Source organism: Polyangium sp. 6x1 (assembly GCF_029946515.1).
Classification (GTDB): domain Bacteria; phylum Myxococcota_A; class Polyangia; order Polyangiales; family Polyangiaceae; genus Polyangium.
Genome location: NZ_JARZHH010000044.1, coordinates 36,942 through 56,714, shown reverse-complemented (window position 1 = coordinate 56,714; position 19,773 = coordinate 36,942). Strand labels below are relative to the sequence as shown.

General features: G+C 70.4%; 13 protein-coding genes and 1 pseudogene. 6 read left to right on the top strand and 8 right to left on the bottom strand.

The features are described from left to right. Nucleotides 1-42: 42 nt before the first annotated feature. The 3 genes from QHF85_RS32620 to QHF85_RS32610 form a co-directional block, all read right to left on the bottom strand. Nucleotides 43-1,668 carry a putative metal-binding motif-containing protein gene (locus QHF85_RS32620; RefSeq protein ID WP_281331296.1) on the bottom strand — a complete coding sequence of 542 codons (1,626 nt, stop codon included), beginning with the start codon at nt 1,666-1,668 and terminating at the stop codon, nt 43-45. Further along, nucleotides 1,659-2,210 (bottom strand): hypothetical protein, encoded by a 552-nt coding sequence (locus tag QHF85_RS32615; RefSeq protein WP_281331295.1) that lies wholly within the window; start codon nt 2,208-2,210, stop codon nt 1,659-1,661. Before QHF85_RS32615 ends, QHF85_RS32620 begins: the two co-directional genes overlap by 10 nt. A 66-nt stretch (nt 2,211-2,276) precedes the next feature. Next, nucleotides 2,277-3,104, bottom strand: coding sequence for a peptidylprolyl isomerase (locus QHF85_RS32610; RefSeq protein ID WP_281331294.1), 828 nt, complete (start codon nt 3,102-3,104; stop codon nt 2,277-2,279). 77 nt (nt 3,105-3,181) lie between these two features. Here QHF85_RS32610 and QHF85_RS32605 point away from each other — a divergent pair, with 77 nt between their 5' ends. Next, nucleotides 3,182-3,808 (top strand): DUF192 domain-containing protein, encoded by a 627-nt coding sequence (locus QHF85_RS32605; protein WP_281331293.1) that lies wholly within the window; start codon nt 3,182-3,184, stop codon nt 3,806-3,808. Nucleotides 3,809-3,815: 7 nt separating this feature from the next. Here the strand turns inward: QHF85_RS32605 and QHF85_RS32600 are convergent, their stop codons facing one another. After that, nucleotides 3,816-4,313 (bottom strand): hypothetical protein, encoded by a 498-nt coding sequence (locus tag QHF85_RS32600; RefSeq protein WP_281331292.1) that lies wholly within the window; start codon nt 4,311-4,313, stop codon nt 3,816-3,818. 167 nt (nt 4,314-4,480) lie between these two features. On the opposite strand from QHF85_RS32600, the gene QHF85_RS32595 reads away from it, so the two are divergent. The 4 genes and pseudogenes from QHF85_RS32595 to QHF85_RS32580 all read left to right on the top strand — a co-directional run bounded on the left by QHF85_RS32595 (nt 4,481) and on the right by QHF85_RS32580 (nt 8,694). Continuing rightward, nucleotides 4,481-5,386, top strand: a complete 906-nt coding sequence (locus QHF85_RS32595; protein ID WP_281331291.1) for a lysophospholipid acyltransferase family protein — start codon at nt 4,481-4,483, stop codon at nt 5,384-5,386. Beyond that, entirely contained in the window at nt 5,383-6,765 is a 1,383-nt protein-coding gene (locus tag QHF85_RS32590) for a hypothetical protein (RefSeq protein WP_281331290.1), read from the top strand. The genes QHF85_RS32595 and QHF85_RS32590 overlap by 4 nt, the downstream gene beginning before the upstream one ends. Nucleotides 6,766-6,869: 104 nt before the next feature. After that, a pseudogene (locus QHF85_RS32585) lies at nt 6,870-7,055 on the top strand (Rdx family protein); the annotation flags it as partial. A gap of 64 nt (nt 7,056-7,119) precedes the next feature. Next, nucleotides 7,120-8,694: a hypothetical protein gene (locus tag QHF85_RS32580; RefSeq protein ID WP_281331289.1), complete on the top strand. Its 1,575-nt coding sequence runs from the start codon at nt 7,120-7,122 to the stop codon at nt 8,692-8,694. A 130-nt stretch (nt 8,695-8,824) separates the two neighbouring features. On the opposite strand, the gene QHF85_RS32575 is transcribed toward QHF85_RS32580, so the two are convergent. Beyond that, entirely contained in the window at nt 8,825-11,308 is a 2,484-nt protein-coding gene (locus QHF85_RS32575; protein ID WP_281331288.1) for a DUF5916 domain-containing protein, read from the bottom strand. Nucleotides 11,309-11,409: 101 nt separating this feature from the next. Next, nucleotides 11,410-12,462 (bottom strand): NAD-dependent epimerase/dehydratase family protein, encoded by a 1,053-nt coding sequence (locus tag QHF85_RS32570; protein WP_281331287.1) that lies wholly within the window; start codon nt 12,460-12,462, stop codon nt 11,410-11,412. Between the two features lie 98 nt (nt 12,463-12,560). Between QHF85_RS32570 and QHF85_RS32565 the strand changes: the two genes are divergently transcribed. Further along, entirely contained in the window at nt 12,561-13,493 is a 933-nt protein-coding gene (locus tag QHF85_RS32565; protein WP_281331286.1) for a lysophospholipid acyltransferase family protein, read from the top strand. Nucleotides 13,494-13,526: 33 nt separating this feature from the next. On the opposite strand, the gene QHF85_RS32560 is transcribed toward QHF85_RS32565, so the two are convergent. Both QHF85_RS32560 and QHF85_RS32555 read right to left on the bottom strand, forming a co-directional pair. Then, the gene (locus QHF85_RS32560; protein ID WP_281331285.1) at nt 13,527-18,647 is read right to left on the bottom strand and encodes a hypothetical protein; all 5,121 of its coding nucleotides are present in this window, start codon (nt 18,645-18,647) and stop codon (nt 13,527-13,529) included. Next, nucleotides 18,634-19,755, bottom strand: coding sequence for a serine/threonine-protein kinase (locus tag QHF85_RS32555; RefSeq protein ID WP_281331284.1), 1,122 nt, complete (start codon nt 19,753-19,755; stop codon nt 18,634-18,636). The genes QHF85_RS32560 and QHF85_RS32555 overlap by 14 nt, the downstream gene beginning before the upstream one ends. Between the last annotated feature and the right edge of the window lie 18 nt (nt 19,756-19,773).

Below are 19,773 nucleotides of genomic sequence, written 5' to 3'. Positions count from 1 at the left end.
GACCGACGATTCGAGGCGCGCAGCAAGCTCATCGGCAACCTGCTAGGGGACGATGCATCCCAGCCGCGTGAAGAACACGTGCTGCTCGCCTTCACGGTCGTCGCGGAAGAGGATGCCGACGTTGCCGTCGGGGCCGAACGTGGCGATCGGATAGATGCTGTCGCTCTTTGCGAACGTGACGCGTTGCTCGGGGCCGGAGTGCTCGAGCTCCTGGTCGAGCATGAGCGCGTAGAGCTCGTAGCCGTCGTTTTGATCGCGATCGTCGGCGTAGACGAGCAAGACGCGATCGCCGAGGGCCTTGAGGCTCGGATAACGCGAGCGGAAGGAGCCGGGGTTCGTGAGGGCCTTGGGCGCGACGAGTGTATTGCCGTCCTCGTCGACGACGGCGCCGTAGATGGCCTTGGGATTGGCCGTCTTGTCGAACCACGCGATGACGTAGCGATCCTGGTTCCAAACGACGGTGGGGTACACCGAGTCGGAGAAGCCGTCCGTGAGGGAGACGGCCTGCGAGCGCGGCGAGAGATCCTGGTTGAAGACCTGGAACTGGATGAAGTGCTGGAGCGCGTCGCCGGGCGCCCACGCGACGCCGATCGAGGAGAGGCCGGCCGCCATCTGCGGCGCTTCGTTGCCCACGTTGAAGGCCTGCGTGAGCTTGACGTTGCCGCCGATCGGCGCGCCGTCGATGGAGAGGCGCTGCGCGTAGAGGTCGAAGAGACCTTCGCGCTCGTCCTGCCACGCGACGATGAACTCCGCGCCGGTCCAGCCGAGCGAGACGTTGATCGAAAAACCCTCGGCGAAGGAGAGGCGCGTGTCGGGCAGAACCTTCGCGCCGTTCTCGTCGAGCAGCGTGAAGTACACCTCGTAGTCGCCGCTGCGGCGATCCTGCCACGCGATGCCGTACCGATCGCCGACCCACACGATCGGGCCGCCGGCGTTGTCGCCGTTCTGGAAGACGATCGGCGCCTCGGGGCCGAGCGGCAGGCCGGTCGGCGCGAGCATGTTGAGCCGCATCGAGAAGCCGTCGACGGTGCCCGTGTACGCGGCCGCGTACGAGGTGCCGCTCCACGCGAGGCCGCCGGGGCCCGCGGGCGCGATGTTGCCCGAGAGGCGGATGGGCTCGTTGAGCAGCGGGACGTACGTGGCGCCGTCGTCGACGACGCCGTTGCAGTCGTTGTCGACGCCGTCGCAGACCTCGGTGCCGCCCGGATACGCGAGCTCGCTCTTGTCGTCGCAGTCGTCGCCGCACGCGTTGGGATCCCCCGGGAGCGTGCCGGGCCGTGGGCCGCGGAAGCCGTCGCCGTCGTTGTCCCGCGTGGCGAGCTCGTACGTGCATTGCCCCGTCTTCGGCACGCACGCGTCGTCGGTGCACGGATCGTTGTCGTCGCAGTTGATCGGCGGCAGGTCGACGCAGAGGCCGCCGTTCCGCGGGACGCCCGCCTCCGCGCCCGCCGCGAGGTCGCAGTAGACGGGCTCGCAGAGGTTCTTGTGGCCGGGACAATCCGTGTCGACGAAACAAGGAGGCTGGGGCGGGCCGACGTCGAGCGGCGTGCGCGCGCCGCACCCGCTCGCCACGATCCCCGCGGCCACGAGCGATCCCGAGAGCGCGGCGAGCGAGAGTCCGATCAGGCTTCGTCCGCCGCGCGCCTTCCGCAAACGCTTCACAGGCATCCGCCGAATCCCTCGACGTCGATGGGCTCGCACACGAGGCCGGACGGGCAGTCGTCGTTGCCGCTGAGCGGGCAGAGCTTCACGCACTGCGTGCCGGAGCCGGTCACGACGCAAGCGAACCCCGCCGCGCACCAGAGGCCCGTGTTGCTGCCGCACGGATCGCCCTGCACGCCGGAGCCCGCGGGCGCGCAGAACGCGCCGTAGACCTCCTGGCCGCAGGGTTCGTCCGGGTACGAGACGAAGATGAAGCACCCCTCGCCGGGGAAGCAGCCGCTGTTCAGTTGATCGAAGGGATCACACTGGAAGTCTTCGATCGGCGCCGGCGTGGAGGGGCAGCCGGGATCGATGTATTCGTCGAACGCGTCCTTGCCCGCGTCCCAGATGGGACCCGTCGTGGTGCTGCTCGACGAATCCCCGCCCTCGCCGCCGCCCCCGCCCTGGCCCTCGGTCTCTCGCACGATCGAGCTGCCGCACCCGCCGAGACCCGCGGCCGGGACGATGAGGCCAAGCGCGGCGGCCACCAAGATAAGCCGCTTCTGCATGCCGGAAGGGTAACCGAATTTTCCCGCGCGCGCCGCGAGGACGAGGCGTCTTCGGCGCAGAAAAGATCACTTGCGGGAGATGGTGACCTTCTTGATGACGGGCGCGTTCTCCGGCTTCTCGCGGGTCACGGGAACGGAGGCGATCTTGTGCACGACGTCGACGGGCGCGCATTCGCCGAAGATCGTGTAGCCGCCGTCGAGGTGGAAGGCCGCCTCGTCCGTGATGAAGAACTGCGCGCTGTTCGTGTTCGGCCCGCGGTTTGCCATGCACAGGAGCCCGGGACGATCGTGGTTCGCGTCCTCCCAGACCTCGTCCGGGATGACGTACCCGGCCTCGCCCGTGCCGTTCTTCTTCGCGTCGCCGCCCTGGATCATGAAGCCCTTGATGATGCGGTGGAAGATGGTGCCGTCGTAGGCCGGCTTCTTCTCCCACTTGCCCTCGGGCGTCTTCCACGGGCGAACGCCGCGCGCGAGGCCGACGAAGTTGGCGACGGTGATGGGCGCCTTGTCCTCGAAGAGCGTGCACTCGAGGCTCCCGAGATCCGTCTCGATCGTGGCCACGAGGGTCTTGCCGGCGGGCAGGCCCTTCGTGGCGTCGGCGAGGGTCCACTTGCCCTTGACCGGGTCGTCCTCGCTCGGCTTGACCTCGGCGACGGGCTTGGCCGAGACCTTCTTCTTCGTGGGCTTCGGCATCTGGATGCGAGGCCGGGACGTCTTCTCGGGCTGGCCGGGGGCGTCCTTGTTGCTCTGGATCATCCCATCGGTCTTGCGCTCGGGGGCCGCCGTGGGCTCGGGCGGGCTCGACTCGCAGCCGCTCGCGAGGGCGGTGACGACCAGGGCAGAAGCCGCGGCGAAGGCGGCGAAACGAGGACCTTGGATCGAGGGAAGTTTCATAGGAGGTCTTTCCCTTGCGGCGAGGCGCGGCGAAGGTCAAGCGCGGGCGCGCATCGTGCTACGAAGGGGCGCGAGCCATGCCCGTCACGAAGCTCCCCATCGCCCTGTCGCTCGGGTTTCTGGTCATCGCCTGCGAGCCGCGCGTCGAGGAGCCGGTACCGCCCTCACGAGACGCGCGCCCCGAGCCGATCGGGCAAGAGGCCCAGGCCTCGGAGAATCGCCCCTCGAAGGCGCGGTGCATCCACCCGACCGAGGACAAACCCAAGCGCACGCTCGCGCGGACGGGCCCCGATCCGGCGTGCCCGCCCGACGATCTCGCGAAGCCGCTTCTGCTGCGCGAGGGCAAGGTGGTGTTCGCCGACGCGAAGGACGAGGCGGTCACCGTGGAGATCGCGCAGCGGGATCAAGAGCGCGCCCGCGGGCTCATGTACCGCAAGGAGATGGCCGAGGAGCGCGGGATGATCTTCGTCTTCGAGCGGCGCGAGGTGCACCAGTTCTGGATGCACAACACGTGCATCCCGCTCGACATGCTGTTCGTCGACGACGACGGGACGATCGTGGGGATCGAGGAGAACACGCCGACGATGAACGACTCGACGTTCTCGGTCCCCTGCGCGTCGCGTTACGTGATCGAGGTGAACGCGGGGTACTGCCGGCGGCACGGGGTGCGCGCCGGCCAGAAGGTTCGTCTCGAAGGGATCTGAAGGCCCGTCAGGGGCACATGTACGTCGCGGCGTCGCAGTCGACCGGGCAACCGACGCACACGACGCAGTCCTGATACGCGACCAAGTCATCGATGCCGGCCGAGTAGGTCGACGCGCAGTTATCGACGCACACGTCGTCCCCGTCCAGGCAGTTGCCGATGCAGGTTGCGAGGTTCAAGCAGCTCGTGTTCGCGTTGCACGCGTTGTACACGCCGACGCAGCTCCCGGTCGTCGAGGCGCAGTCGGCGCAGTCGCTACAGACGCCCTTGTTGTCACACGCGCTCGAGCCGCCGCTTCCGCTGCTGCTACTGCTGCTGCTACTGCTGCTGCTGCCGCCGCCGCCGCCGCTGCTCGAGCTCGATCCGGGTCCTGGGCCACCCCAGTCGTCGCCTCCCTCGCCGCCGCTGCCGCCAAACCCGCCGCCGGTCGAGCCTTTGGCGCAAGCGAACAGGGAGAGCGCGAGAAACGAGCAAGCGACGGCGAAGATCGAACGCGCGGACATCATGAATCCTCCTGCCGCGCGATGGGGCGCGGCGCCGGGGTATCGACGAGCCATCGTCGCACGAATTCGAGGAAAAAAGGACGGAGGGGCGAGGCGCGCGACGGCTTTCGAGACGAGAGTGAGGCGCGAGCCTTGGCACGCTTTTGTTGGTTTCGGTATACGAGGAATGCGTGGCTGCTTTCGTCGTTCCACATGAGCCAGTCCCTCCCGTCGACGTGCTGAAAGACGGGCTCGTCGCGCTCGCGGAGAAGGCGCGCGTGAAGGTGCGCCCGAACGATCTCGAGGCCCGCGATCCGCGCTTCATCGCGCGCGCGATGCCGCTGCTCGGTCTGCTCTACGATCACTACTTCCGCGCGGAGACCGAGCTCGAAGCGCCGTTCGCTCCCGGGCCCGCGCTCGTGGTCGGCAACCACAACGCGATGACCGGAACGCCGGACATGTTCTGTCACATGCTCGCGTTCTGGAGGCTTTACTCGCCCGATCGGATCTCGTACGGGCTCATGCACGACGTGCCGTTCCGCTTCCCCGGCGCGGGCGCGTGGCTGAACGGAGCCGGCGCGATCGCGGCGAGCCCCGAGAACGCGGCGCGCGCGCTCGATCGAGGCGCGGCGGTGCTCGTGTTCCCGGGCGGCGACATCGACGCGTGCAAGCCGTTCTCGCGCAGGTACGAGATCGAGTTCGGCAAGCGCCGCGGCTTCGTGCGCACGGCGCTGCGCCACCAGGTGCCGATCGTGCCGGTGGTGAGCGTGGGCGCGCATCACTCGCTCTACATCTGGACCGACGGGCGGCGCATCGCGGAGGCGCTCCGTCTGCCGCTGCTCGCGCGATCGAACGTGGCGCCGCTCGGCGTGGCGCTGCCGTGGGGCCTCATCGCGGGCATCCCGCTGCCGCACCTGCCGCCGCCCGTGAAGATCCACACGCGGATCCTCGCGCCGATCCACCCCGATCTGCCGCCCTCCGCGGCCGACGATCCCGAGGCGGTGGAGGCTCTTTTCGAACGCGTGCGGAGCGCGATGCAGCGGACGATGAACGATCTGAAGCAACAAGGTCGCCACGGCCTGTTTCCGGCCTCATGAAGGCGCTCGGACTGCTCGTCACGCTCGCGCTCGCGGCCGTCGCGTCCCCGGCGGGCGCCGTCGCCGTGGGCGGCGCGACGCCGCCGCCGGTGGTGCACGAGGACTACCTGATCGTGAGCCACGACGAGGCGAGCGGGCGCGAGCACGTGCTCTTCGCCGCGCGCCTCGCACCCGCCGCGCCGCGCGTGCTCGTCGGCCTGCCGACGCCGAGCGCGCCGACGATCGAGCCGCTCCCCAAGCTCGATCTCGCGGCGCTCGTGCACGCGCTCGTCGAGCCGTACGAGCGGCGCACCCGCGGCCGCGCGCCCGCGCCGCCCGTGGCGTGGGTGATGGATCGCTCGACGCTGTCGAGCTTCGTCGTCGGCCCCTCCGCGAGCGAGCAGCCGTTCGACGCGGCGTGGACGAAGAGCTACGCGGATCGCAATTTTTCGTTCGCCGTGCTCGACGTGGTCACGCCGCCGGGCGGGTGGCTCGAGATCATGACGCCGGCCGCGCACGTCTCGTTCGACGCGCCGCGCTTGATCGTCGCGCGCCGCGAGCCGCCGCGCGCGGAGCCTCCGCAGGACGACGCACAGGAAGGCGCGGCGCTCCCGCTCGAGGTGGAGTCCGTGAAGGCCGAGCCGAAGGTCGTCGCGCCGAAGAGCGAGGTGATCGCGCGTGTCCTCCGCGCGCGCAGCGGTCCCTTGCTCGACTGCTACGAGCGGTTCCTGGAGCGCCGCCCCGGCGAGGCCACGAAGGTGACGATCGAGGCTTCGATCCGGCCGAAGGGCGACACGGCGTCGCTGCGATCCCCGAGCGGGAAGGGCGACGATGCGACGAGCGAGCTCGCGACGTGCGTCACGCAGATCCTGCGCGCGCGGCAGTTCCCGCGGACGGACGAGGGATGGAAGTTCTCCGCGGAGCTCGCGTTCAAACCGCCGCGCACGCCCGCGCGCCGCACGCACGTCGTGCTCGTCGGGCCCTCGCGCTACGTGTGGCGCGAGCCGCCCGCGTCGGCGCGGCTGCTGCACGATTTCGAGGCGAAGCCGGAGGACGTCGCGCGCGCCATGACGCCCGAGCTCCGCCGCGCGCTCGCGCTCCCCGAAGGAAAACGCCTGTGGGTCTCGCACTGGCTCGACCGGGACGTGCGCCGCGCGCTCGCCGAAGATGCGCTCTTCGATCGGGAGGATCTGCCCGCGGACGGCGCGCCCGGTACGCTCTCGGCCCGCGCGGAAAAGCCCGAAGTTCGTCCCACGACGGAAGCCGCACGCGAGACGCCACGCGCTCGTTCCCGCTCGAAGCGCGCGCGGACCACCGTCGCAGCCGCGGCAGCCGCAGCCCTCGCACTCACGGTCGCCCTCGCCCTCTGGCTCGCGCGGGACGAACACCCCTCGGCGTGAAGCGCCTTGCCCCTTGCGCTCGCCCGCGCCGGCATCCATGGATTTCCGCGGAGGTGTCCATGAACGTCGTGATCAAGTACTGCCACGTCTGAAACTACAAGCCCCGGGCCGTGAGTTTCGCGGCCGCCATCAAGGACGCGTTCGACGTCGACAGCAAGCTCGAGATCGGAAAGCCCAGTCAGTTCGACGTGATCGTCGACGGCGAGTTGATCTTCTCGAAGCAGTCGGCAGGTCGCTTTCCGGAGCTGCAGGAGGTGCTCGACGCCATGTCGAAGCGCGCCGCCGGTTGACCGCGGCGAGCGACAAACGGGCCGCGGCTTGACGGCCGTGCGTCGATGAGGTCCCCTATCCAGGATGCGCCGCTCCCTCGCGCTTCCCTTCCCTGCCCTGCTCCTCGCGCTCGCCGCCGGGTGCAGCGACCCCGACACCTTCGTCCCGGATATCCCCGGGTTCAGCGGTCCGGCGGGCGTCGTCGAAGGAACGCTGACCTATTCGGGCCCGCCGCCCTGCACGGAGGGCGGCCGGGTCGTCGGCGCGGCCGTCGTGCTCGCATTCGACAAGCGCCTCCTGCCGCCGCCCTCGGGCCTCGGCACCGGCGCCGCGAGCCTCGACGCGATCCCGGGCGACGTGCTCTTCGGAAGCATCCGCGACAAACTCGTCTTCGACAAGGACGGCAAGCTCCGCTGCCCCGACGCTTCGGCCCCGAACGTCACCGCGAGCGGGACGTGGACGATCGCGCCGCTGTCCGGCGGGACGTACCAGTTCCGCGGGTTCTACGATCGCGACGGCGACTTCAACCCGGCCTTCTCGATCTCGAACCTGCCGACAGCAGGCGACGTGGGCGGCGGCGCGATCGACAACGCCGCCGAGGTGCTCATGGGCGCCGCGCCGAAGTACACGGAGGTCAACGTCGGCGAGCCCGACGGCAAAGGCAACCTCGTGATCCCGCCCGTCGGCGTGCGCGTGCTCGGCGTCGGCGTGACGCTCGGGCAGGTGCTCCCGCTCGAACGCCCCGTGTTCTACCCGTCGGACGTGACCGACAGCGTCGCGGGCAACAAGGATCCACGCAAGGTCGTGGTGCCGTCGGACTTCGAGTTCGCGACGTTCCCCCCAAACGACTCGTCCTTGATCCGCATCACGTTCACAGCCGGCGTCGATCCGACCGAAGTCGACGCAGCCGCACTGACGCCGTTTTTCCTGCCCGTGAAGGATCCGGCCCCGACCATCTACATGGCCGTCGAGGACGTGAACGGCGACGGCCAGCTCACGAACGAAGACCACGTGGTCGAGTCGGTGAACGTGCCGCAGCTCTACCCGACGTCGGTCTTCTCGAAGATCAACGCGACGAGGCTCTCGAAGGACAAACGCATCGAGACGCAAGCGCGGCCGCGCGTGATCATGCAAGGGATCACGCTCTACAAGAACCTTCTGCTCACGGTGACGAAGCTACCGCCCGCGATGCCGGATCCGATGAACCCGCCCTTCCAGTCGGCCGAGCCCGAGGTGACCGTCGCAGTGCGGCCGGCCGCGATCTGCATCGATCCAGTCGACGCATCGAAGAAGGGCGTATTCGTCCTGAGCCGCAAGACAGCCGCAGACGGGACAGCGATCATCGCCGACGAGGAGGCGTTGAAAGCGAGCCTCGCAGCACGCTTCGGGCGCCCCTTCGACATCGCCTACGGCTGTCTGCCGGAAGGGCAGTACTCGATGAACCTCGTCTACCCGACAGGGCAGGCGTGGAGCGTGCCAAACGAGGCCGGCGTATGCGCCCTCGCCGAGCCACAAACGTCCGACGGCAAGACGTGCAAAGCCGTGACGAACGACCGCCCGCGGCTCGTGTCGCAGGACGCGATGCTCGTCGTGGGCGCGCCAAAGGACGCCGCCTACTGCAAGGCGAACCCGACGCCGGCGGCCTGCACCGCGCTCTGAGGCGTAACGCCGGGGTTTCACCCCGGACCCGACCAGGGGCTCTTCGCCCCTGGACCCGAACCAGGGCAAGCCCTGGACCTCTGGTGCATCGACCGCGATGCGGTCGATGCAAGGATTCGTGGGCTGCGCCTCAGCCCCACCAGTACGATAGTTTGGCCAGCAACGTTTCCTCGGAGGCGCGCGGGCCGAGCCATCCGAAGTCGAAGCCAGCGCCGCGTCGGCCAAGCGGCGCGCGTCCGTCGCCCTGCGCGTGCGTGTAGACGAGGAAGAGCGTCGAGCCGAGCCGGTACTCCCAGCGCAAGACGACGTTCGCGTTGATCGATCCGCCCTCCCAGTCCGGATCTTCGTCGAGCGGTGATCCGAACGGCGAGAGCTTGGCGAGGCGCGCGACCTGCCCCGGTCCACGCGTCTTCGAGAGCGTGAAGCCATCGAAGCTCTGCGCCTCGAGGAAGGCCTGCGCATAGGCCTGGAGCGACAGCCGCGGCGTGAACGTGTACGTCGCGCGCATCGTGAGCCCAAGGCTCTGCGCCCGCAGCCGGCCGAAGACGTGACCCGCGCCGATCGTCGTGACGAACCGCGGCTCGCCGCGCGTGTATTGGAAGGCCGGGATCAGGTCGAGATCGAGCTGCGGCAGGAGGCGCAGCGACAAACGTCCGTCTCCCTGCACGTTGATGCCGGTCTCGATACCCTGCACCATCACCCACGCCTCGCCGTTCACGAGGCGCCGGCCGTCGGTCGCGACCCAGAGCTCGCCGCCGAAGAGGGCCGCGCGCTCGAGCGCCGTGCCATCGCCGACCTCGCGATCGTCGTAACGCGAGGGTTTGGCGTGGATGGCGGCCCAGCTCTCCCAGAAGTTCGCCCAGCGCGTGTAGTTGCCGAGCACGACCATGCGCTCCTGCGTGAGCCAGTCGAGCGTGTCGCGCTCGAACACGTCGACGAACGTCCTCGTCTCCAGCGTGACCCACCACGGATCGAGCGTCCGGTAGGCGACGGACCCGGTGAACGCGTGGAGGTTCTGCCGCTGCATGTAGCCGACGTCGTTGTAGTCGACCTTGCGGCCATGCCCGGCGTACCTCGCGTCGAACGTCCAGTGCTTGCCGCCCTCCTTCGCGACGCGCGCCTGCACCGCAGGGCCAATGTCGCCGGAGGAGATGACGGTGCCGTCGCGCAGGGTGCGCGGCGGGCCGTCGTGCACGAGAGAGGCAATGGCCTGTCCGCTGATCACGTACTCGCCGCCAGGCGAACGCCAGCGGCCATCGACGCCGGCGACGTAGGCGTCGTGGAAGCAACGCGCGCCGTGCGCGACGAGTTGTTCCTTCGGACAAAGCACGCGCGTTTGACGGCTGCCGGGCGTGGCCTCGACGGTCGGGTACACGTTCGGCGTCTCGAAGCGGCTCTTCGCCGTCGCCATGAAGCCGAGCGAGGCGCGCGGGCCGAAATCCTTGCGCAGGCGAAGAACCTTGAACGCAGCGAGCGGCTCGGCGACACGCGAGGCGAAGCTGCCGTCTCCGCGCTTCACATCGACGAGGACGGGCGCAGTGACACCGAGCAGTTCGAACGCCGACACACCCTCCGCAAGCTCGCCCGAGAGCTTCGCCGCGGCGTACACCGTGGCCGGCGACGAGGATCCCGCGGTCTCCTCGTCGTCACGCACGGCCGGCATGCCCGGCGCGCGGCCGAGCCTGCGCGTGTAGACGAGCTGGAAGGGCGTCGCGAGGTTGTCCGCGCCTTCTAGAAAAAACGGCCTGCGTTCCGGGAAAAACTGCTCGAAGTTGCTGAGGTTGAGGACGACCTGATCGGCCTCGACCTGGCCGAAGTCCGGGAAGATCGTGGCGTCGAGCGTGAGGCTCTGCGAAGGATGCCACTTGAGATCGAGCCCCGCCGAGCCCGCGGGGAAGACGCCCGCGCCGCGGATCTCGGCCTCGCTCTCGCTGTAGCGGAGCGCGCCGACCACGAAGGGACGGAGTTCGAGCGCGCCCTTCGGCCGGAGGCCCGAGAGGCCGTCGAGCTTGCCGTACCGCGACACCTCGCCGCCCGCGTCGCGAGGGATGAACGTCCACTCGTCGACCTCCTGCAGCATCGACACGCGACGCCGCACCTGCAGGCCGAAGCTCTGCGAGGGCAGATCGCGGAAGCGCAAGATGCGGAGCGGAATCTTGAACTCGGCCGACCATCCGTGCGGCGTGCGCGCAGTGCGCGCGTCCCAGATCTCGTCCCACTCGCGCGAGAGCTCGGTGTCGTTGAAGCGAAGCGCGTCGGAGAGGACGCCTGCCGCGTTGACCTCGAACTCGAGCGCGCTCCGGCCGTCGCCGCGCGTGTCGAGCGTGACCGTGACGGCGTCGGCCTCGACCTGCCTGTCACGGCGCGTGAGGCGCGCGATGATCTCGTCGTCGGTCTGTTCGCAGTCGATGCCGACGTAGACGGCCTCGTCGTCGTACACGACGCGCACGAGCGTGCGGTAGCGCGGCTTGTCGCCGGGCGTGGGGAGCTTCTGCGTGAAGGCGTCGCTGCCCTTGGCCCGCTTCCAGGTGAGCTCGTCGAGGCGGCCGTCGAGGACCGGTGGCGTGGGGACGCGCGTCGCGGTGAGGTGCGGCGTGGCCAGCTGGGTGGTCACCGCGAGGAGCGCGGGCAAAAGAGACATGACGGGAGATGGACGCCGAGCGTATCACCGCGTGACGCGCGGACGGATGGAAGCGCGCGGCGAGCCGGTTCCCGTCAGAAGACGTCGTCGACCGCGGCCACCGTCTGCGCGATGTCGTGCGTCGGCGCGTAGCCGAGATCGTTTCGCGCGCGCACGTCGTCGACCATGCACACGTAGCGGATGTGATCGATCTCGGGCGCGGGGAACGAGGTGGCCCGGTACTGCCAGAGCTTACGGACGACGCCCTGCGCGACGCCGTGGGGGATGGCGACGCGCGTGCGCCCGGTCATCCGGACGAGGCGCGACAAGGGCAGCGGCGGGGGGCCCGCGATGTTGTAGATGCCGCGCGCGCCGGGCATGAGCGCACGAGCGATGGCGCTGACGACGTCGTCCTGGTGGATGACCTGCACCATCGGATCGAAGCCGAGCAGCGTGGGGATGACAGGCAAGCGCAGGTAGTTCGACGGCGCGTTGCGGACGGCGCCGAGGATGTGCACGGGCCGCAGGATCACGGTCTCGGTGCGCGGCCTCTTCCAGAAGAACGACTGCGCGAGCATGTCGACCTCGATGAGGTCGCGGATCTCGCTGAACGAGGCGCCGCCGAGCAGCGGCGCGTCCTCCGAGAGGAACTGGGGGTTGTCCGGACGAGGGCCGTAGACGTTGGCGCTCGAGAGCACGACGAGCTTCGGGATGTCGTAGTGCGCGACGTACTCGAGCAGGCGCTGCAGGCCGACGACGTTCCAACTGTGGTGCTCGGCCTGGCTCTGCCGCGGATCGTGCATGACGCCGAGGTGCACGACCGCGGCGAGGCGCTCGTGGCGGAAGACGTCCTGCGTCTTCTTGCGGCGGATGTCGAGCTGGTGGTGGACGATGTCCTTTGGTTTGCCCTCAAACGATCGTCGATCGATGCCGATCACCGGCCGCTCGCGGTGCAGGTGCCGAGCGAGCCTGCGCCCGAGCCGCCCGCAGATGCCCGTGATGAGCACCGGCAGATGCGAACGATCACTCTCCACGCTCGGCTCGCGCGCAGGATCTCCCTCCACGCTCACGCTCGCCCTGCGCGGCGGCCGCATCGTGAGCCGCGGCGCGACACGCGTCGCCTCGCCTCCCCCGTTCGTTACACGCATCCCCCCGACCCCCGACGCACACCGTGAAGCTCGCGAGCACGTCACGTCAAGCACTTCGCGTCGTGCTGCGATGGCCTCGGTTTGCTACGTTCGAGTGCATGCTGGATGGAGCAGCGCGCACGCTCGGCAGGCTCTCGACCTTCACGACGCGCGAGGCCCTGCCCATCGCGCGCTCGGCGTTTGGCGTCGCCCAAGACGGAATCGACGAGCTCGGCATCAAGCTGCTCGGCCGCGACTTCGAGGAGCGCCTGCGTCGCGTGCCGATCCCCTTGGGCGGCGGCGGCGTCGACCCCTTCGGGCTCGATCCTTCATGGGCGAAGTACGCGATCGGCGGCGCGGCGTTTTTCCACCGGTTCTACTTCCGCACCATCGTCAGCGGCATCGAGCGCGTGCCCGCGTCGCGTGTCCTGCTCATCGCGAACCACTCGGGACAGATCCCGATGGACGGCGTGATCATCGCGGCGTCGATGTTCCTCGACGCGGAGCCGCCGCGCATCGTGCGGAGCATGGTGGAGAAGTGGTCGCAGACGCTCCCGTTCGTCTCGACGTTCTTCTCGCGCGTCGGGCAGGTCGTGGGCGTGCCGGAGAACGCGCGGCGGCTGCTCGAGCTCGGCGAGGCGATCCTCGTGTTCCCCGAAGGCGTGCGTGGCGTGACGAAGACGTTCGCCGAGCGCTACAAGCTCACGGACTTCGGGCTCGGCTTCATGCGCCTGGCGCTCGAGACGAACACGCCGATCGTGCCCGTCGCCGTCATCGGCGCCGAGGAGCAGTACGTCTCGATCGGCAACCTCCGCCGCGTGGCGAAGACGCTGCACTTGCCGAGCTTCCCGATCCTGCCGCAGCTCCTCTTGCCGGGCGGGGCCCTCCCCTTGCCGACGCGCTACAGGCTCACGTTCGGCGAGCCCATGCGCTTCGACGGCGATCCCGACGACGACGACGCGATCATCGAGGAGAAGGTCCTCCGCGTGAAGGCGACCATCCAGTCGATGCTGAACCGCGGGCTGAAGGAGCGGAAGTCGGTCTTCTGGTGAGGCGGGGGCGGCGGGACCGCCCCCTCGTCCTCCTCAGGATTCGTCGTCGAGAAGCTCGGCCTCTTCGAGCTCCTCGCCCGCAGCAGGCTGCGCGGCGGGCTGCTGCGCCTGCTGCGCGTAGGCCTGCTGCTGCTGCGCGTAGGCCTGCTGCTGCGCGTAGTACGCCGCGTACGCCTGCTGCTGCGCGTACGCCTCCTCCGGCGTCTGCGCGGGCTGCTGCTGCTGCGCGTAGGCCTGCTGCTGCGCGTAGTACGCCGCGTACGCCTGCTGCTGCGCGTACGCCTCTTCCGGCGTCTGCGCGGGCTGCTGCGCGTACGCTTGCGGCTGCTGCGCATGCGGGTCCACGTAGGCAGGCTGCGCGGGCGGCTCGGCCTGGACGTACGCCGGCGGCGCAGCGACCATCGGTGGAACCGCAGGCAACGCCGCCGCGGGCGCGAGGGGCGTCGGCTCGGCGTCCGTCGGGGCGTGCCACGCCGGAGGCGTCGACGGCGTCGCGACTGCAGGCGGCGGCGCGGACGGCGTGGGGACCGCACCAGGCGGCGGCACCGACGGAGCAGCATATGCAGGCGGCGGAGGCGTGGACGTACGAGCGTACGCGGGCGGCGGCGCGGAGGGCCCTGCACCGGCAGGCGGCGGCGCGGAGGGCCCTGCACCGGCGGTCGGCGGCACGGAGGCCATCGCCGGGCGCGGCGGCGTGCGCTTGAGCTTGCCGGTCTTGGCACGCTCGAGGCCCGCAGTCGCCTCGGCATCGCCTGCCTTCATGCGCAGCACGCGCCGCCAGGCATCGGCAGCCTCGCGCGCGTCGCCGAGCTCTTCCTCCCACAGCCGCGCGACCTTGCGCGCGAGCTCGGCGCGGACCGCGGGATCACGGCCGCGGAGGATCTGATCCTCGAAGAGCTGGATCATGCCGCGGTGATCACCGAGCTCGGTGAGGAGGTTCGAGAGCTCGTTCATCACGTCCTGATCGGCAGGCGACAGGTCGTGGAGCTTCTTGAAGTCGACGCCGGCGCCCTTCTTGTCGTTCAGCGCGTCGCGGCGGAGGCGCGCGCGGCGCTGCAGGAGCTTGCGGACGAGCGGGCCATCGAAGACCTCTTCGAGCGCGCGCGTGAGCGTGGCCTCGACGCGCGGCAGATCGCCGAGCTCGCGGCCCAGCGTTTCGAGCGCGTCGAGCGAAGCGTCGTCCACATGCGTGACGAGCGCGTCGCCGAGCCACTTGAAGGCGCGCTCGACGTCGCCGAGCGCCCGATGCGCGATCGTCGCGGCGCGCCGGAGGAGCGCGCTCTTCGTGCGCCCACCGTCACGCGAACCCTGTCCGCCGCCGGCGAGCGCCTCTGCCAGGATGCGGCGCAGGCCCGTGCCACCCGAGCGCTCGTCGCCCGCGCCGGCCGCCGCTTCGAGCGCGCCGAGCGTCTCTTCCTGAACGCCCGCGCTGAGCGCGAGCTCGAAGAAGCTGCGCGCGCGATCGTTCGCGCCGCGCTCGGCCGCGACCTGCGCCGCGCGCGCGAGCGCCGTGAGCCGATCCGCGGGCAAACGGCATCGACCGACCTGACGCTCGTACACGTCGATGAGCTGCGTGACGTCGGGCGCGAGCGCCGCGAGCCGCGCGAGCAAGGGCTCGATCTCGCCCGGCGCGACGCTGGTCAGCGCGCCCTCGCCGTGCTGGATGGCCTCGCTCGCGGGCACGGAGGCGGCGATCTGCACCTCGGCCTGCCGCACCATCTCCGCCGCGCGGGCCGGGCCCGAGACGTCCTTCGCGAGCAGGTCGTGTGCGACGCCGAGGGCGTCGAGATCCTTCAGCTTGATCGCGAGCTGCTCGAGCCGCTCGGCGAGCGCGCGATCGGCGCCGCGTGAACGCGCGAGCTCCATGGCCACGCGCGCCGCGTCCGCGTCGCGCCCGACCTCGATGAACCGTTCGAACGCGCCGCGGAGCGCCTCGTTCCGCGCCGGGCCCGAGCCCGACTCGTTCCACGAGACGAGCTTCGTCGCGACGAGCCCCTTCCACCCGAGTTTGTCGCCGAGCTCGACGTACGCGCGCCGGCACGGCTCGTCGCCCGTCTCGGCGACCTTGTCGAGCGCCGCGAGCGCCTCGTCGCCACGGCCGAGTTTGTCGAAGAGGATGTCCGCGACCCTCCGGGTCATGCGGGACAGCTCCTCCTCGTCGCCCTCGACCTCGATGAGGATCTGCAGGAAGTGCGCGACGCGCGGCCAGTCCTCGACCTCGGCGCACAGCCGCTCGAGCCGCCCGATCGCGTCGAAGTCCTCCGAGTCGGCCGCGTGCACGATCTCGAGGGCGCGAATCGCGCCGCGCGGATCGGAGAGGCGGGACTCGTAGATCTGCGCGAGGCGCTGCGCGAGCTCGACCTTCTGCTCGCCCTCGGCGAGGACGACCTCGCGTTCGAGCGCCGCGGCCGCGCCTTGCGGGTTGTTCCGTCGCTCTTCGAGGTTCGCGATCGCCGCGAGCGCGACGCGGCTCTTCGAATCGAGCGACTTCAGGATCCCCTCGTACCGCTCGATCGCGCCGTCCACGTCGTCGAGCCCCTCGGCCAGGATGCTCGCCTCGCGCAGCGCGTGGTTCAGCTTGTCGGCCGGCGCCTTCGTGATCGCGCCGAGCCTGCGGAGCAGCTCCACACACTCCTGGTGATCGCCGCGCTGCGCCGCGTCCTCGACGAGCAGCGCGAGCGCGCCCTCGTCGTCGCCGTCGGACAGCACGAGCAAGAGGCTCTCGCGCGCGCCCTCGTTGTCGCCGAGCGAGCGCTGCACCTCGGCTGCCGCGCGCCGCGAGCCCACGCGCTTGCCACGATCGGAGAGTTTTTCCGCGCGCCCGAGGAGCAGGTGCACGAGGTCCGGCAGCCGCCCGGCCGCGCGGTACTGCTCCTCCAGCGCCTGCACGTACGCGTCGTTCGTCGGATCGATCTCGGAGGCGCGCTCGAGGCGGATCATCGCGCCCGGCGCGTCGCCCGCCTTGAGGAAGAGATCCGCCGCCTGCGCGAGCAGCGTCGCTTGTTGCTTGCCGTCCGCGAGCTCGGCGCGCTGCTCGATCGCGTTCGCCGCGTCGGACATGCGGCCCGCGGCCGTGTACGCTTTCTCGGCCTGCTCCCAGATCTTCGCCTGCTTGCCGAGCTCGGCGGCCTCGGCGAACGCGTCGCCCGCGGCGCCCGGATCGTTCAGCTTGTTCCTGAGATCGCCGAGCTTCTGCAGGAGCGCGGCGCGCGTGTTCGGGTCCGTGAACCCGGTCATGTTGTCCGCGATCGCCTGCGCCGCGAGGTCGAGCCGCTCGCCCTTCTCGTAGAGCTTGACGGCCGTGTTCACGGCCTGCTCGTCCTCGGGCATGAGCGACGCGATCCGCGTCCACACCTCGGCCGCTGCGACCGGATCCTTGCGCTTCGTCTCGTGCAGGCTCGCGAGCTTCTTCTCGATCGCGAGCTTCTGCTCGGTGTCGGGCGTGCTCATCGCGTCCTGCTCGAGCACGGTCGCGAGGTCGTCCCACTTCGTCGCGCGCTCGAGCAACCTGCGGAGCTGATCGCGCGCCTGCTCGTCGCCGCGATCGATCTGGCAGAGCTGCTTCCACGCGGCGATCGCCGTGTCGATGTCGCGCAGCTGCGACTCGCACATGCCGGCCACGTCGCGGAGCTGGGCCTTGCGCGTCTCGGGCGACACCGTGGGCACGCGCGACGCCGCGAGCAGCACGTCGCGGAGATCCGCGAACATGCGCTTCTGCCGCAGGTACTCCTCGACCCACGAGAGCGCCTCGGAGTTCGCCGGATCGATCTTCAGCGCCTCGCGGTACTTCGTGTACGCCTGCGGCTTCTTGCCCTTCTGCGCCTCGGCCGAGGCCTCCTCCAGGAGCGCGTGCACGTCGCCCGCCGGCTGCGCTTGCATCGCGACGACCGAAGGCGAGGGCCCGCGCGCCTCGGGCGCAGCTCCGAACGAGGGCTGCGCGGCAGGCGCGGCAGGCGCGGCGGCAGCCGGCTGCGCGGCAGGCGCGGCCGGGGGCGGTTGCGACGGCTGCGCGACCGCGGCGGGCTGCACGGCGGGCTGCGCGGCGGGCGCAGGCTGCGCGGGTTGCGCGGACTGCGGCGCGGCTGCTTGCGCCGCGGGCATCGGCGGCGGCGGGGGCTGCGCATTGCCCACCTTCATCCGCGCCACGTTCGCCATGAACCCGTTCGGGTTCGCCTTCAGGTACGCCGCGTACTGCGGACCGAGCTCGCCCGTGCGGCCGAGCAGCGCCCCGAAGTGATCCGCGAGCTGCATCGCGCGATCGTGCCCCGGCGACGCGCCGAGCGCCGACAGCGAGTACGACAGCCCGTACTCCCCGTCGTACGTCTCCGCGAGCTGCACGAAGATCCCGGCGGCCTCGTCGCGCTCCGGCTGCGGCACGTTCTCGCCCGCGTTGATGCGCTCGAGCACGCTCACGCCGAGCTCCTGCGTGAGCGCGACGTCGGTCGGACGCACCGCGCGCGCCGAGCGCAGCGCCTGCGTCGCGCCGGGCATGTCGCCCGCGCGCTTGCGGATGTCGGCCTCGTCCCGATAGAGCGCGAGCTTGCGCTCCGGATCCTCGGCGATCGCCTGCTCCATCGCGAAGTACGGGATCGCCTCCGCGTACTGCTGCTGCGCCTTCAGGATCTCGCGCGCCGCGTAGATCGCGTACACGTTGCGAGGATCGAGCTCGGCGACCTTGCGCCAGTTCTCGACTGCGCGATCGGGCCGCGCGAGCTGCGGCTCGCTCCACATCCGTCCAAGCTCCTCGTGGAGCTTGAGCAGCATCGTCCGCACCTCGGGCTTCGCCGCCGCGGGCGCGAGCCCCTTCGCTTGCCGTTCGTAAAGCTGGATGAGCGACATGACGTCGCCCTTCTCGCGGAACAACTGCGCGAGCCGCTCGGCCGAGCGGTGCATCGGATCCCTGTCGACCGCGAGCAGCAGCGTGCGCACGGTATTGTTCATGTCGCCGAACGCCGCTTGCCAGACGTTCGCGGCCTCGCTCAGCCAATGTGCGCCGTAGGCGGGATCCGGCGTCTGCGAGCCGACGCGCTCCAGCAGCATGGCGTACGAGCGAGGGTCCTGCGCGCCTGCGCGATGCGCGTACGCGAGCGCCTCCTGATCGTGAGGGTTCGCGAGCAGGCGCTGGACGAGCATTTCGATTTCACGAGGATCCATCGTTGTCCGTGCGCGAAGGTACACGGCTCTCCGGGCGCCGTACAGCCGCCTCGCGCCCGCCCGCTGCATGCCGCGCCGCGCCGGACCCCGGCCCTTGGTTGAACGCCTCCTCGATGGCCGCGATGAACGCCCGCGCGCTCTCCGGCCGATCCTCCGGCCGCTTGCAGAGCGCCCGCACCACGAGGTCCGACAAGGCGCGCGGGATCCCCGCCTCCGGCGCGGCCTCGCGAGGCGCGATCGGCGGCTCGTGCACGTGTTTGGCCATCACCCGCGCCGCGTCCCGCTCGACGAACGGGGGCCGGCCCACGAGCATCTGGTAAAGGAGCGCGCCCACCGAATACAGATCGCTCCGCGCATCCACCGCCTCGCCCAGCGCCTGCTCGGGCGACATGTACCGAGGCGTACCGATCGGACCGGCCCCCCACCCGAGCGCCGCCTCGTTCGGGTCGCGCGGCCCGAGCCCGAGGTCGGCGAGCCCGAAATCGAGCAGCTTGGCCACCTCGACGCCTCCTCCGAGGCGCGCGAGGAACACGTTGTCCGGCTTCAGATCCCGGTGGACGATCCCCTTCTCGTGCGCCTCGGCCAGCGAGGCGAGCGCGTGCGTCGCGAGCCGCGTCGCCTCTGCGACCGAGAGCCGCCCTTCCCGCCGCAGCCGGAGGCTCAACGGCTCGCCTTCGAGCATCTCCATCACGAGGAACCGCGACACCGTGGGCGAGACGAGCGCGTCCTCGCCGCCTTGCACGATCTCCCCCACGTCGAGCACCTGCACCGTGTGCGGCGATCGCAGCATCGCGAGGACCCGCGCCTCTCGATCGAGCCGCGAGAGCGCCCGCGCGCCGAGCCCGCGATCCCCGCGAAACACCTTCACCGCGACGTCGCCCTGCCCGCGCGCGACGTCTCGCGCCCGGTACACCGCCCCCATCGACCCCGCCCCGATCCGGCGCAGGACGACGTACCGCCCTCCGATCGTCGTCCCGAGGAACGGATCTCCATCCGCGTCGGCGAGGACGGCTGCGGCGACGAGCGCGAGCCCGTCGCGCGGGCAGAACACGAGCGCTGTCGTAGCGGGCTGGGGGTCGCGGCAGCGCGGGCAGACGAGCCCGGTCATGGACCGGAGCGCGGGCCT

What these genes read in the sequence shown, in the direction of transcription:
- QHF85_RS32620 (WP_281331296.1), bottom strand. Translation starts at nt 1,668, where the DNA reads ATGCCTGTGAAGCGTTTGCGGAAGGCGCGCGGCGGACGAAGCCTGATC.
- QHF85_RS32615 (WP_281331295.1), bottom strand. Translation starts at nt 2,210, where the DNA reads ATGCAGAAGCGGCTTATCTTGGTGGCCGCCGCGCTTGGCCTCATCGTC.
- QHF85_RS32610 (WP_281331294.1), bottom strand. Translation starts at nt 3,104, where the DNA reads ATGAAACTTCCCTCGATCCAAGGTCCTCGTTTCGCCGCCTTCGCCGCG.
- QHF85_RS32605 (WP_281331293.1), top strand. Translation starts at nt 3,182, where the DNA reads ATGCCCGTCACGAAGCTCCCCATCGCCCTGTCGCTCGGGTTTCTGGTC.
- QHF85_RS32600 (WP_281331292.1), bottom strand. Translation starts at nt 4,313, where the DNA reads ATGATGTCCGCGCGTTCGATCTTCGCCGTCGCTTGCTCGTTTCTCGCG.
- QHF85_RS32590 (WP_281331290.1), top strand. Translation starts at nt 5,383, where the DNA reads ATGAAGGCGCTCGGACTGCTCGTCACGCTCGCGCTCGCGGCCGTCGCG.
- QHF85_RS32580 (WP_281331289.1), top strand. Translation starts at nt 7,120, where the DNA reads ATGCGCCGCTCCCTCGCGCTTCCCTTCCCTGCCCTGCTCCTCGCGCTC.
- QHF85_RS32570 (WP_281331287.1), bottom strand. Translation starts at nt 12,462, where the DNA reads ATGCGTGTAACGAACGGGGGAGGCGAGGCGACGCGTGTCGCGCCGCGG.
- QHF85_RS32565 (WP_281331286.1), top strand. Translation starts at nt 12,561, where the DNA reads ATGCTGGATGGAGCAGCGCGCACGCTCGGCAGGCTCTCGACCTTCACG.
- QHF85_RS32560 (WP_281331285.1), bottom strand. Translation starts at nt 18,647, where the DNA reads ATGGATCCTCGTGAAATCGAAATGCTCGTCCAGCGCCTGCTCGCGAAC.
- QHF85_RS32555 (WP_281331284.1), bottom strand. Translation starts at nt 19,755, where the DNA reads ATGACCGGGCTCGTCTGCCCGCGCTGCCGCGACCCCCAGCCCGCTACG.